The following is a 12898-nucleotide window of genomic DNA, read 5'->3' on the forward strand; positions in this document are numbered from 1 at the left end:
TCCCGCGTCCGCCGGGACGCCCCGGCGGTTCAGCCGCGGACCGTCCGCACCGGGAGGTCCTCCATCGCCTCCCGCAGTGCCGCCGCCAGCTCCTCGTACTCGGCGGCGCGGGCCGCGCCCGTGCGCATGGCGAGGGCGATGCGGCGGGTGGGTGCCGGGTCGGCGAAGGAGCCGGTGAGGAGCTGGCTGGAGCGGGAGGTCTCCACGCGGACCGCCGTGCGCGGCAGCAGCGTCACGCCGAGGCCGCCCGCCACCAGCTGCACCAGCGTCGACAGGCCCGCCGCCGTCGTGGTCGCCGGGACGTCCGCGCGGCCGGCCTCCCGGCAGATGTCGAGCGCCTGGTCGCGCAGGCAGTGCCCCTCGTCGAGCAGCAGCAGCTTCAGCTCGCGCAGCACGCCGCGCTCGATGCCCTCCCGGCCGCCGAGCTGGTGGTCGAGCGGGGTGACGAGGACGAAGTCCTCGTCGAAGAGCGGGAGTTCGGTGACGCCGGGGACACCGAGCGGCACCGCCAGCAGCAGCAGGTCGAGGCGGCCGGACGCGAGGCCGTCGAGCAGGCTCGCCGTCTGCTCCTCGTGGACCTGGAGGTCGAGGTCGGGGTAGCGGTCGTGGACCAGCCGCAGGACCGTCGGGAGCAGGTACGGCGCCACGGTCGGGATGACGCCGAGCCGCAGCGCCCCGGTGAACGGCGCGCGCACCGCCTCCGCCTCCTCCAGCAGCGCCCCGACCTCCGCCAGGACCGCCTTGGCCCGCACCGCGAGCCGCTCCCCCGCCGGGGAGAGCAGCACCTTGCGCGTCGTACGCTCCAGGAGGGTGACACCGAGTGCCTCCTCCAGGGCCGAGACGGCGCCGGAGAGCGCGGGCTGGCTCATGCCGATCGCGGCGGCGGCGTCGCGGAAATGCAGGTGCTCGGCGACCGCGGCGAAAGCCCGCAGCTGGGCGAGGCTGGGCTGCCTCTTCTTACCAGTCACTAATAGCCACCTCCGATCAACTCGACCGAGTGTAGCTATTTCACTAATCAATGCACTGTGTGCCAACATCAACAACGTCCAACCCATGGGAAACGCTCGCAAAGCGGGTGTTTCTTCGCTGCAAGGAGAGCGCGTGCTCACTGTCGGTGACAAGTTCCCCGAGTTCGATCTGACCGCCTGCGTCTCGCTGGAGAAGGGCAAGGAGTTCCAGCAGATCAACCACAAGACCTACGAGGGTCAGTGGAAGGTCGTCTTCGCATGGCCCAAGGACTTCACCTTCGTGTGCCCGACCGAGATCGCCGCCTTCGGCAAGCTGAACGACGAGTTCGCCGACCGTGACGCCCAGGTCCTCGGCTTCTCCGGCGACTCCGAGTTCGTGCACCACGCCTGGCGCAAGGACCACCCGGACCTGACCGACCTGCCGTTCCCGATGATGGCGGACTCCAAGCACGAGCTGATGCGCGACCTCGGCATCGAGGACGAGGACGGCTTCGCCAAGCGCGCCGTGTTCATCGTGGACCAGAACAACGAGATCCAGTTCTCCATGGTGACCGCCGGTTCGGTCGGCCGTAACCCCAAGGAGGTCCTGCGGGTCCTCGACGCCCTGCAGACCGACGAGCTCTGCCCGTGCAACTGGACCAAGGGCGACGAGACCCTCGACCCGGTCGCGCTGCTGGCCGGGGAGTGACCTGACATGTCCCTCGACTCCCTGAAGTCCGCCGTACCGGACTACGCCAAGGACCTGAAGCTCAACCTGGGCTCGGTCATCGGCAACTCCGACCTCCCGGCGCAGCAGCTGTGGGGCACCGTGCTGGCGACCGCCATCGCCTCGCGCTCCCCGATCGTGCTGCGCGAGCTGGAGCCGGAGGCGAAGGCGAACCTCACGCCCGAGGCGTACACGGCCGCCAAGTCGGCCGCCGCCATCATGGCGATGAACAACGTCTTCTACCGCACCCGGCACCTGCTGTCGGACCACGAGTACGGCACCCTGCGCGCCGGTCTGCGGATGAACGTCATCGGCAACCCGGGCGTCGACAAGGTCGACTTCGAGCTGTGGTCCTTCGCGGTGTCCGCGATCAACGGCTGCGGCATGTGCCTGGACTCGCACGAGCAGGTGCTGCGCAAGGCCGGGCTCGACCGCGAGGTCATCCAGGAGGCCTTCAAGATCGCCGCCGTGATCCAGGCCGTCGGCGCCACGCTGGACGCCGAGGCGGTCCTCGCCCAGTAGTCCCGCCGGACCCGGCAGCAAGGGCCCCGCTCACCGTCCCGGTGGGCGGGGCCCTTCGCGTCGCTACGCCGGGGGCGCCTCCGGCGACGGCTCGGCCGCGGGGGTGGGTTCCGGCCGCGGTCCCGCCGCCGGGGACGCGTCCGTCGCCGTCGCGCCGCGCGGCCGCGGCGCCTGCCGTACGGCGGCCTCGCGGGAGTACGTCCGCAGGTAGCCCACGACGGTGTTCGTCACCGCGACCAGCGGTACGGCGACCACGGCGCCGCCGATGCCGGCCACCATGCCGCCGGCGGCCACCGACAGCACCACCGCCAGCGGGTGGACCCGCACCGCGCGCCCGAGGATGAACGGCTGCAGGATGTGGCCCTCGATCTGCTGCACGACCAGCACCACGACGAGCGTCATGACCGCCGCGAACATGCCCTGCGTCACCAGCGCCACGACGACCGCGAGGGCGCCCGACACGACGGCGCCGACGAGCGGGATGAAGGCGAACAGGAAGATGAACACGGCCAGCGGCACGGCCATCGGCACGTCGAGGAAGTAGATGCCGATGCCGATGAAGATGGCGTCGATCAGCGCGACCACGACGGTGCCGCGCACGTACGCGGTCAGCGTCCGCCAGGCGCGCGGACCGGCCCCGGCGACGCCCGGCCGGGCCGCGGCCGGCACCAGCTTCAGCGTCCACTGCCAGATCCGCTTGCCGTCGTAGAGCAGGAACAGCGTCGAGAAGGCGGCCAGCAGGATGCCGGTGAGCGCCTCGACGACGACCGTGACGCCCTCCAGCCCCGCGGACGTTATCTGGTCGGTGTTGGCGCCGACCGCCTCGCGCAGGTTCTTGGCGATCTCGTTGATCTGCTTGTCGGTGACGTGGAAGGGGCTGTTGAGCAGCCAGTTGCGCAGCTCGTCGATGCCGTCCTGGACCTGGTCGGAGAGGTTGTCGATGTTCTCCATGACCTGCCAGGTGACGAACCAGCCGATCAGGCCCATCACCACGAACCCGAGGACGGCGGTCAGTGCCGTGGCCGGTCCGCGGGGCACCCCGTGCCGCCTGAGCCACGCCACCGAGGGCTGGAGCAGGGCCGTGATCAGCAGCGCGGCCACGAACGCCAGCACCACCAGCTGGACGGCGCTGATCACCTTCATCAGCACCCAGAGGGTGCCCGCGAGGACCAGCAGCCGCCATCCGGCCTCCGCCGCGACCCGCACGCCCCACGGCACCGCCTGTGCGGGGTCGGGCCGTTCGCGGACGACGACCGGGTGTTCCACGAGCGTGTGTCCGTGCCCCGCGGACAGGTCGTCCGCGTCCGGCGCGGACAGGTGGTCCACGGTGGACGCCGGTCCGGCGCCGCCGGTTCCGAGGTCCTCGTCCTCCGCCTCGGCGCGGCGCTGGTCCAACTGCCTGCTCATCCGGGTCAGTCCGGCGCCCAGCCGGCCGAGCAACCCTGGCACTCGCGACATGATCCGTCCTCTTCCCCCGTCTCTCCCCACCACTCCCCCCTGGAGTCGTTCCGGTCCGACCGTACATGGCGGAAGCGCGAGAGCCCCTCACCGTAGGACGGTGAGGGGCTGCGCGAGGTTGAGCGGCGGGCCGGGCCGGCTCAGTACCAGTGGTTGTTCTGCCAGAAGGCCCAGGCGTCGCACGGGCTGCCGTAGCGGCTGTCCATGTAGTTGAGGCCCCACTTGATCTGGGTGGCCGGGTTGGTCTGCCAGTCGGAGCCGACCGAGGACATCTTGGAACCGGGCAGGGCCTGGAAGAGGCCGTAGGCGCCGGAGGAGGCGTTGACGGCCCGGTAGTTCCAGCTGGACTCGTGGTCCACGATGTTGCTGAAGCACTGGAACTGGCCGCTGGGGACCATCTGACGCGCCATCGCCTGGATCTGGCCGACGGTGTAGGAGCTCTGGACGGCGAAGGTCACGGACTCGCGCGCGGCGTCGCGGCTGGCCGCTTCCTTGGCCTCCTCGCGCTTCCTGGCCTGCTCGGCCGCCTTCCTCGCCTTCTCCTGCTTGGCGACGGCGGTCTTGGCTGCTTCCTTGCGGGCCGCCTCCTCGGCGTCCTTCTTGGCGCTCGCGTCCGCGGCGATGGCCTGTACGTCGGCCTGCTGCGTCAGGGATGCGGTCTGCACCTGCGCCTGCTCGCCCATGGGGATGTCCGCGAGCAGCGTCGTGCCTGCTGCCGTCGCCTCCGCGTCGTGGTTCTGAGCGGTGCTGCCCGAGGCAACGCCGACGACGCTTCCGACTGCGGTGACCGCCGTGGCCGAGGCCACTGCGAATCCCCGGACCGAGATCCGGCTCACACGGTTTTCCTTCCAGCATCGCCCGCTTCGGTGACCCTCGCGGACGCAATCGTGCCCCTGGCACTGGCCTCCCCAACTGCGGGTCACGGGAGGCGCGGGCCCGGTGGACAACTCCCTCGACGGGAGCGCCGCGTGGTGCTCGGGCGGCATACGACGCTGCTATGGAGTTGGACTGGTGCTTCTGTGGTGCCGTACGTCCCCCACTGCCTGACGGCGTGGGAGGCACCCCTGGGGGTACAGGTGTGTCGTATGCGGGGCCTGACAGGAATGAGACTCTGCCGTAACCCGGCGCGGTGAGGCAATTCTGTGTTGCGTGTGAAAGCTCACATCCCGTTTGGCCCTGCGGATTTCGAGAAACCTCCACGCGCGACGACGCCGCCCGGCTAGGCTCTTGGCCTTTCCGGACGGCGTCGGCGGTCGGGACGAGCGACCCCTTGTCGGGTCGCGGTTCTCAGATGTGCCCGTCCTCCAGCATTTCGGTCACGAGCGCCGCGATCTGGGACCTTTCGGACCGCGTCAGCGTGACGTGGGCGAAGAGCGGATGCCCCTTCAGCTTCTCGACGACGGCGACCACTCCGTCGTACCGCCCCACCCGCAGGTTGTCGCGCTGTGCCACGTCGTGGGTCAGCACGACCCGCGAGTTGGCGCCGATCCGGGACAGGACGGTCAGCAGGACGTTCCGCTCCAGCGACTGGGCCTCGTCCACGATCACGAACGCGTCGTGCAGCGAGCGGCCGCGGATGTGGGTGAGCGGCAGGACCTCCAGCATGCCGCGGGCGGTGACCTCCTCGATGACCTCGCGGCTGGTGACCGCCGACAGCGTGTCGAAGACGGCCTGGGCCCAGGGGCTCATCTTCTCCGCCTCGGAGCCGGGCAGATAGCCGAGCTCCTGCCCGCCGACCGCGTACAGCGGGCGGAAGACCATCACCTTCTGGTGCTGCCGGCGCTCCAGCACGGCCTCCAGTCCCGCGCACAGCGCCAGCGCCGACTTGCCGGTGCCGGCCCGGCCGCCCATCGACACGATGCCGACGTCCGGGTCCAGCAGCAGGTCGAGCGCGATGCGCTGCTCGGCGCTGCGGCCCTTGATGCCGAACGCCTCCCGGTCGCCGCGCACCAGCCGGACGCTGCCGTCGGGTGTGACGCGGCCGAGCGCCCTGCCGCGCTCCGACTGGATGGTCAGCCCCGTGTGCACGGGCAGCTCGGCGGCCTCGGGGACGTGGACCCGGCCCTCCTCGAAGAGCACGTCCACCTGTTCACCCGGCAGGGTGAGTTCGGACATGCCGGTCCAGCCGGAGGCGTCCGTGATGGCGAGCTCGGCGCGGTACTCCTCGGCGAGCAGACCGACGGAGGACGCCTTGATCCTGAGCGGGAGGTCCTTCGACACCACGGTGACGTCGAACCCCTCGGCCTGCAGGTTGCGGGCGACCGCGAGGATGCGGGAGTCGTTGTCCCCCAGGCGGTAGCCGGTCGGCAGCACGCTGGGGTCCGAGTGGTTGAGCTCGACACGCACGGTCCCGCCGAGGTCCCCGATCGGGATGGGGGCGTCGAGGCGACCGTGCCGCACGCGGAACTCGTCGAGCAGGCGCAGGGCCTGCCTGGCGAAGTAGCCCAGTTCGGGATGGTGCCGCTTGGCCTCCAGCTCCGTCACCACGACGATCGGGAGCACGACCTCGTGCTCGTCGAAGCGGCTCAGTGCTTTGGGGTCGGCCAGCAGGACGCTGGTGTCGAGAACGTAGGTGCGCCGATCTGGCTTGTGGCGCTTTGTGCTGGTCACCACGGAAGGACGTACCCCCTCGGAAGAGGTCGGGGAGCGACGGAGCGGACGCTGGGCCGGGAGGGCGGGAACGAGCCGGCCGGTCGACGGCCGCCTTGCACGGGCGCGGACCGCGAACCGGCCCTCCGCCGCTTCTTCCGCGCCGTGACCGCACGGTGGGGCTGGTGCAAAGGGCCTCCCGGGCGGACGGCTCCGCGCCGCCCGCTGAGATCCGATGCCCGTGGTTCGGGCATCGACCTGCTTGGCTTATGCCCTCGAACGAGCGCCGCCATGCAGTGACGGGGGACGACGCGGTGGTGAACTCCTGATGACGGGCGCCCCACGTGGGCACCCGGACGGGTCGGGGCGCGGGCGGCCCGGGGGGCGGAGCCCTCGGGGCCGGGGCCTCGGAGCCGGTGGCCTCGGGGCCGGGGGCGGAGCGTCGCGGGAGACAGGGGAGGGGCGGGAGACAGAAAAACGGGCCGGTCCGTGGGGGGGAGACGGACCGGCCCGAGGGGGGGTTTCCACCATAACCCTTCGTAAGTGATGCTGCGTGCATCGGCGTGCCACAACTACTCTCCGAAATCGCCCGACAACGCCCGGGTAGTCACGGAACGGCATATTCCGCCCTGAATCGTGGCCAGAACGTGGCCATTCGCACGGAATTCACGGGGAAAAGGGTGACAGAGGTGGCCATACAGAGGCTCTAGTGCGCGCTGACCCCGACGCGACGGCGCGCCCCCCGCACCCCTCCACCGGGTGACACCACCGGCGAACGCTCGCTTGACCAGGCACCGCGCAGCCCCCTCCGCTGCGCGGTGCCACACGCGCAGCTTTGCTCACGCGAATTACCTGCTTCGAATTTACGTGATCGCTGCGGATGGTTTCGACCCGCGAGGGGCACCGGCGGATAACGATGTGGAAACCCTGTGAGGATCGCGGGGTGATTCCGCACGCTCCCTCCGGAGCGCGGATGTTTGCGAAGGTAGGCCGCTTACGTCCGGAACGGCACACCTGACCCGGTGTCCGCCCCCGCCCCGGCGAGCACCCGGGAAATCACCCGGACGGCGGCGGGCGCACCGTGGCCCGAACGGCAGTTCCCGGCCATGTCCGTCCGAGCCCCGCCTCCGGCCTACGCGTGCGGCTTGCGGGCCTCGAAGAGCTGGCGCGCGCCGTGGGCGACGAAGGGGCCCTCGGCCCGGATCCGTTCGTGCAGGTCGCGCAGGCGGGGCCGGTACTCCTCGACGGTGAATCCGGGGACCATCCACACCACCTTGCGCAGGAAGTGGACCACGGCACCGATGTCGTGGAACTCCATCCGCAGCCGCTCCGCCCGCAGGTCGACGACCTCGAGCCCGGCGGCCTCGGCGTCGGCGCGTTCCAGGTCGGGGTGGCGGGCGTTGCGGTTCTCCTCGGGCAGGGGGCCGAGGAAGTACTCGATCAGCTCGAAGACGCTGCCGGGGCCGACGTGCTGGGCGAAGTACGTACCGCCGGGCGCGAGCACCCGGGCGATCTCCGTCCACCGGGGGACGACGGGGTGCCGGCTGACGACGAGGTCGAAGGCCCCGTCCGCGAAGGGGAACGGCGCGTCGTCGGGCGAGGCGACCACGGGGACGCCGCGCGGGTGGAGCAGTGCGGTGGCCTTGGCGAGGTTCGGCGGCCACCCCTCGGTGGCGACGACGAGCGGGGGCCGGTGCGGGGCGGCGACGCCGAGGGCGAAGTCCAGGACCTCGCCGCCGCCGGTCTGCACGTCCAGCACGGCGGTGGCTCCGGCCAGCCGCCCGCCCATGGACCGCGCGTATCCCCAGGACGGCCGTTCCTCGGTGGCCCGCCCCTCGAACCAGGAGAAGTCCCACCCCTCGGTGGGGACGGCGGCGCCCTCGGCCACGAGGGCGTCGAAGGACGGGGAGGACGAGGAGGAGGGCGGGGGTGTCATGGGGGCGATCCGATCGGGATGTACGTGTGGGGGGAGGGGCGGGGGCCGGTGGCCGGTGGCCGGCTCAGTCCACCAGGGGCCGGACCTGTTCGGCCGCGAACCGGACGAAGCCCTCGGGGTCGGGTTCGTCCCCGGTCGGCTGGAGGACGACGGTGTCGGCGCCGGCCTCGGCCATCCGCCTGACGGCCTCGGCGACGGCCTCCGCGTCTCCGGCGACCCCCAGGTCGGGCGCGACCTCGAGGCCCTCGGCGCGCTGTTCGGCCCGCAGCCGCTCGGTGGCGCCGGGTCCGGTGGCCGCGAGGAGGTACACGACGACCCGGTGAGGATCGGTCCGCCCGGCCGCCGCCCGTCCCTCGTCGACGAGCAGACGGGCCCGCCGCACCGCGTCGGGGGTGTGGACCGACGTGAGGATGGTCCCGTCGGCGGCCTCCCCCGCGAGCCGCAGCGAACGGGGCCCGGTCACCCCGGCGAGCACCTCGGCCCCCGGTGCGGGCGGCCAGTCGAGGGCGACGTCGTCGAGCCGGACGTACCGCCCCTCGGTCGTCACCCGCTCCCCGCGTAGCAGGGCCCGCAGGGCGAGGAGGTGCTCCCGCAGCAGCGTGACCGGCGACTCGGCCCGCGCCCCGACCTGCCCCATCCAGTCCTGTACGCCGTGTCCGACGCCGAGGACCGCGCGGCCGGGGAACATCCGGTGCAGCGTGGCGGCCTCCATGGCGGTGACGGCCACGTTCCGCAAGGGCACGGGCAGCAGCCCGACGCCGACCCGGAGCCGCTCGGTCCACGCGAGGGCGGCGGCGGCCGTGGAGATCCCGCCCTCGAGGAAGCAGTCCTCCCACAGCCACAGCTCCTCCAGCCCGGCCTCCTCGGCGACGCGTGCCACGTCGCGCAGTCGTTCGGGGGCGAGCTGGGGGCGGAATACTGCGCCGAGTGCGGTCATGGGGTCTTCCTACCGTTGACCGCGGGGGCCGGACAACGGCATTTCGTGCTCCGGGGACGTGTGCCGGGGTGCGGGTGGAGGTCGTGGAGGGTCGGCCGACCGGCTCTTCGGCCTCTTCGGCCGAGGCCTCGGGCCCTCCGGACGGAGCGCGATGAGGTGACCGCGGCCCGCTGCGGACGGCGGACCCGGGCACGGTGGCAGCGGGAGATCCCTGCGGCCCACCGGCCGACACGGACCGTTCCGCGCGACCGGAGGCCGGGTTCGGCGACGCCACGGCGCACCGGAGCAACACCGGCTCCCGGCGCCCGCCGCCCAGGCCGACGAGCACGTGCGGCGGCACTCCGCCGCACCCGCTCACTCGGACCACGCACGACATCGAGCTCGTGACGGAGCTTCGGACGAGGACCATGCGGCCACTCGTGCGCTGCCGACCGTCAGTCCTGGCTCGGGCAGACCTGCATGATCACCTGGAGTGTTCCGATCTGAGCCCGGAGGGACTTCGAGGAGTCGAGGGCCGCGATGACATCGGGATGTGCGCCCGTCAGGTCACCGTCCCCCTCGCGTTCCGCGGTGTCGGCCTCGGTGTTCAGCTCGGCTGCCCGCGTCCGCAGCCCGGAAGTGATCTTCGAGTCCGTCGCCTTCGCCGCCGCCGCTTCCAGATCCGACGCGGTCTGCCGGTAGGTGGCCGCGAGGTCTTGTGCGGTGCGTACCTCACGGTTCTTGGCGTCTTCGTTGGCCCGGTACGCCTCCGCGCAGCCGGCGGGCATGTCGTCGCCCGAGTTCGCCACCACCACTCCGGTGGCCACCCCGGCCGCCACGACCACGGTGGTGACGGTTACCGCGGTCTTCGTGCCGACCGCGGCGACGATGCTCTTGACCTGTGCGAACGCCTTGCCCAGGACGCCGCCGGCCGAAGCCACCTGTGCACCGGGCGGGGCGAGGACGGCCAGAGCGGCAAGTACGGCGGCCCGGTCGCCCCGGAGCAGATCGCGGGTCTGCTCCTCGGCACGGGCATAGGCGTGCCGGTCCTTGGTGAGGCCGCCGCGCGCCGCGGCCAGCGTGCCCAGGGAGTAGAGCCGCAGGGCCACTCGGCCCCGTCCGCCGGCCAGGGCGACGGGCGCGGCGACACCGACGAAGCGGCTCGCCGGCGCCCAGTGCTTGCCGTTGCACAGGGCTTCCGCGACGGCCTGCAGCACGTGGAGGTCGGGCAGCGGTGATGCGGAGTCACGTCGTCGGAGCTCCACGATCAGTCCCTCGGCCGCGGTGACCGGGTCGGCGGGCGGCCAGTCCTCCAGCCGGCGGACCGCGGCTGCGGCGTCGGGGGTGATCCGGACGGCGTCGTCCTGGTAGGTCACCAGCCGCCGGTCGTGGAGTTCGCGTACCGCCTCCGGGGCACGGGCGGTTCCGGTGACCGGTGCCAGCCAGTCGGCGGACAGCGGCGTACCGAAGGTCGCCAGGGCCACCAGGGCGCGGCGCGCCGGTTCGCTCAGGGTGACGGCCAGTGCCTGGGCCTGGTCGAGTGGGCTGAGCTGCTCGGGGTCGACCGGCGGCGGGCGGTCGTGCGGCCCCCGCTTCCCCTGCGTCCGCCAGGCGTCGGAGTCCTTGATGAACTTGCCGTACATGCGCAGGCGTTGGGGCCTGCCTTCGGAGAGTTCGAGGACGCGCTCGAACTGCAGCCTGCGCAGCCCCTCCGGTTTCCCGTCCAGCCCGAGTTCGGCGCCGAGGAGGTCGGTCGCCGCTTCGTCGGACAGCCGTTGCACATGGTGCGCGGCGTCGCTGTCGGGCAACGTGGGGGAAGGGGAGGTGAACAGGAACGTGCACCCCGGGAAGGTCTCCAGCAGCTGGGCCGTGTCGGCCGGGCTCAGCGTGCTCTCGTAGACGGTGATGTGGACGTCGGACACCGGGGCGAGGGCGGTGCGGAGCACGGTCGCGTCGATGTCCCGCAGAGGGACCTGGCCGAAGAACACCTCGGTCAGTCGCGCGTAGAGGGACTGGAGCGATCCGGTCTCGCCGACGCGCGGGGTCAGGACGAATCCGCGCTGTCCACGCCGTGCCAGTTGCCGGTGCACGGCCCGGGCGATCGCCTTCTTGCCCACGCCGTCTTCGCCGTAGAGCTGGACGTGACGTCGCTCGGTGAGCTGCGCCAGGACCCGCTCGACGACTTCGTCGCGGCCGAACAGGTTTTCCGGGGCCGGCTCCGGGAGGGGGACGGGGGTTCGCAGGGGCAGCCGCAGCAGACTGCCGGCCTCGATCACGCGGGGCGCCCCGTCGTCGCCCACCACCACGATGGTGGCGTTGTCGCCCGCGCTGACGACGCCTTCGACGTTGCCCATGATCGTGAGGGTGTCCGACGGGCGCACCAGCACCTCGTCGGGGCCCACGTCGAACGGCGCAGGAGCCGGGGCCGGGACCCGGGGCGCTTCCATGGGCGGCGCGGGGTGGGCGCCGTCGGGGCGCTGCCCCATGTCGCCGCTCATCGTCCCTGGACGATCGTCGCGCCGTCTCCGGTGGAGAGGATCCCGTTGACGTCTCCGCCGACAGCGATCCCCCGCCTGCCCCCGGCCCGCACGTCGGGCGCCGGGGGAAGCAGCGCGGCGACCTCGGCCAACAGGGACGAGTCGTCCTTCAGGGCTTTCCGCAGCTGCGCGCGCAGCACGGCGAGCGCGTCCTCGTCGGGCGATTCCGCCAGGTCGGTCACCGCCTCCTCGATCGGCGCGCGGCGCGCGGTCCGATCCAGGATCCTGCCGAGCAGCCGTCGGCCCAGCCGGACAGTCTCCCCGGCGGCCTCGTCCTCGGCCCTGCGGAGCACGTCGGCTCCGTAGACCGCGACGGCCGCACCCACTGCCGGGACGACCTGCCCGAGCACGGATTCGATATCGGTCACTGTTTCCCCTTGCGAACGCACCGATCACCACAGTCACGGTTGCTTTGCCTGTGGAGGGTAGTGGTGGTGCTGAGGGGGCGAGGGGGCATCGCACATAATTCACCGGCGCGGGGTGCAGCCGCGGAAGTACCCGAACAAATTGCCGAAGCAAGTGAATTGACGGCCCGTCGGGATACTGCCGCCCGGGCCGTCCGAGGCTGCCGAGGCCGCACGCCCGGAGCGGTTCGGCACCCCTTGGCGACGTTCGGCGATGGGAGCGAATGTCCCGGCAGGGCAGGGCGCGGGGCGGCGTGTCGCTGGGACATTCGCTCCGATCAGCGCCTGCCGGAGAACTCCGCCCGCGGCATCCCGCTGGGGTCCGGGCAGCAGCATTTCGTGCTCCGGGGACGTGTGCCGGGGTGCGGTGGGCGGAAGGGAGTGGGTATGGGACTGCGGCGTTGGCGGGACGGGCGGGGGCAGCTGGTCGTGGGGGGTGGGTCCGGTGGGACGGCGGTCGCCGTGCCGCTGGAGATCGCCGCGTCCTACCGTGCCCGCACCAAGGGGCTGTTGGGGCGGGACGCGGTCCAGGGGGCGCTGCTGCTGACGCCGGCCGGCAGCGTGCACACCTTCCGCATGCGGTTCCCCATCGACGTGGCCTACCTGGACCGCCGCCTCACCGTCCTCGCCGTCCGCACCATGCCCCCGGGCCGGCTGGGACTCCCCCGGCTCCGCTCCCGGCATGTGCTGGAGGCCGAGGCAGGGGTGATGGCCGGGTGGGGGGTGCGGGCGGGGGTGCGGGTGGAGGTGCGGGCGGAGGAGTAGGGGGGCGCGCCTGGAGCGGTTCGGTGACCTGGGCGGCGTTCGCCGATGGGAGCGAATGTCCCGGCAGAGCAGGGCGCGGGGCGGCGTGTCGCTGGGA

Annotated in this window: 11 protein-coding genes; 3 read left to right on the plus strand and 8 right to left on the minus strand. The window is 72.1% G+C overall.

From position 1 onward, the window contains the following. Positions 1 to 29 precede the first annotated feature (29 nt). The gene (locus tag JHAT_RS05440) at positions 30 to 968 is read right to left on the minus strand and encodes a LysR substrate-binding domain-containing protein (protein ID WP_077796878.1); all 939 of its coding nucleotides are present in this window, start codon (positions 966 to 968) and stop codon (positions 30 to 32) included. A gap of 133 nt (positions 969 to 1101) precedes the next feature. Between JHAT_RS05440 and JHAT_RS05445 the strand changes: the two genes are divergently transcribed. Together JHAT_RS05445 and JHAT_RS05450 are read left to right on the plus strand one after the other, a co-directional pair. Next, positions 1102 to 1656 (plus strand): peroxiredoxin, encoded by a 555-nt coding sequence (locus JHAT_RS05445; protein ID WP_077796879.1) that lies wholly within the window; start codon positions 1102 to 1104, stop codon positions 1654 to 1656. Positions 1657 to 1662: 6 nt separating this feature from the next. After that, on the plus strand, positions 1663 to 2196 hold the full coding sequence (locus tag JHAT_RS05450) for an alkyl hydroperoxide reductase (RefSeq protein ID WP_077796880.1): 534 nt from the start codon (positions 1663 to 1665) through the stop codon (positions 2194 to 2196). A gap of 63 nt (positions 2197 to 2259) precedes the next feature. On the opposite strand, the gene JHAT_RS05455 is transcribed toward JHAT_RS05450, so the two are convergent. From JHAT_RS05455 to JHAT_RS05490, 7 genes are all read right to left on the minus strand, one after another. Continuing rightward, positions 2260 to 3654 carry an AI-2E family transporter gene (locus tag JHAT_RS05455; protein ID WP_077796881.1) on the minus strand — a complete coding sequence of 465 codons (1395 nt, stop codon included), beginning with the start codon at positions 3652 to 3654 and terminating at the stop codon, positions 2260 to 2262. A gap of 140 nt (positions 3655 to 3794) precedes the next feature. Beyond that, positions 3795 to 4490, minus strand: a complete 696-nt coding sequence (locus JHAT_RS05460) for a transglycosylase SLT domain-containing protein (protein ID WP_171990757.1) — start codon at positions 4488 to 4490, stop codon at positions 3795 to 3797. A gap of 451 nt (positions 4491 to 4941) precedes the next feature. After that, the gene (locus JHAT_RS05465) at positions 4942 to 6267 is read right to left on the minus strand and encodes a PhoH family protein (RefSeq protein ID WP_077796883.1); all 1326 of its coding nucleotides are present in this window, start codon (positions 6265 to 6267) and stop codon (positions 4942 to 4944) included. A gap of 1108 nt (positions 6268 to 7375) precedes the next feature. Next, entirely contained in the window at positions 7376 to 8179 is an 804-nt protein-coding gene (locus JHAT_RS05475; RefSeq protein ID WP_077796885.1) for a class I SAM-dependent methyltransferase, read from the minus strand. Between the two features lie 64 nt (positions 8180 to 8243). Beyond that, positions 8244 to 9116, minus strand: coding sequence for an LLM class flavin-dependent oxidoreductase (locus JHAT_RS05480; protein ID WP_077796886.1), 873 nt, complete (start codon positions 9114 to 9116; stop codon positions 8244 to 8246). 434 nt (positions 9117 to 9550) lie between these two features. After that, complete coding sequence (locus JHAT_RS05485) at positions 9551 to 11581, minus strand: ATP-binding protein (protein ID WP_077796887.1); 2031 nt, start codon at positions 11579 to 11581, stop codon at positions 9551 to 9553. Positions 11582 to 11589: 8 nt separating this feature from the next. Further along, positions 11590 to 12000 (minus strand): hypothetical protein, encoded by a 411-nt coding sequence (locus JHAT_RS05490; protein ID WP_077796888.1) that lies wholly within the window; start codon positions 11998 to 12000, stop codon positions 11590 to 11592. Positions 12001 to 12423: 423 nt separating this feature from the next. On the opposite strand from JHAT_RS05490, the gene JHAT_RS05495 reads away from it, so the two are divergent. Then, a complete protein-coding gene (locus JHAT_RS05495) occupies positions 12424 to 12801 on the plus strand; it encodes a DUF192 domain-containing protein (protein ID WP_077796889.1) in 378 nt (125 codons plus the stop codon). Positions 12802 to 12898: the final 97 nt, after the last annotated feature.

It is taken from the genome of Streptomyces sp. JHA26, from assembly GCF_002005565.1.
Taxonomy (GTDB): Bacteria; Actinomycetota; Actinomycetes; order Streptomycetales; family Streptomycetaceae; genus Streptomyces.

Coding starts and splice junctions, on each gene's coding strand:
- JHAT_RS05450 (WP_077796880.1), top strand. CDS start 1,663: ATGTCCCTCGACTCCCTGAAGTCCGCCGTACCGGACTACGCCAAGGAC.
- JHAT_RS05455 (WP_077796881.1), bottom strand. CDS start 3,654: ATGTCGCGAGTGCCAGGGTTGCTCGGCCGGCTGGGCGCCGGACTGACC.
- JHAT_RS05475 (WP_077796885.1), bottom strand. CDS start 8,179: ATGACACCCCCGCCCTCCTCCTCGTCCTCCCCGTCCTTCGACGCCCTC.
- JHAT_RS05480 (WP_077796886.1), bottom strand. CDS start 9,116: ATGACCGCACTCGGCGCAGTATTCCGCCCCCAGCTCGCCCCCGAACGA.
- JHAT_RS05485 (WP_077796887.1), bottom strand. CDS start 11,581: ATGGGGCAGCGCCCCGACGGCGCCCACCCCGCGCCGCCCATGGAAGCG.
- JHAT_RS05495 (WP_077796889.1), top strand. CDS start 12,424: ATGGGACTGCGGCGTTGGCGGGACGGGCGGGGGCAGCTGGTCGTGGGG.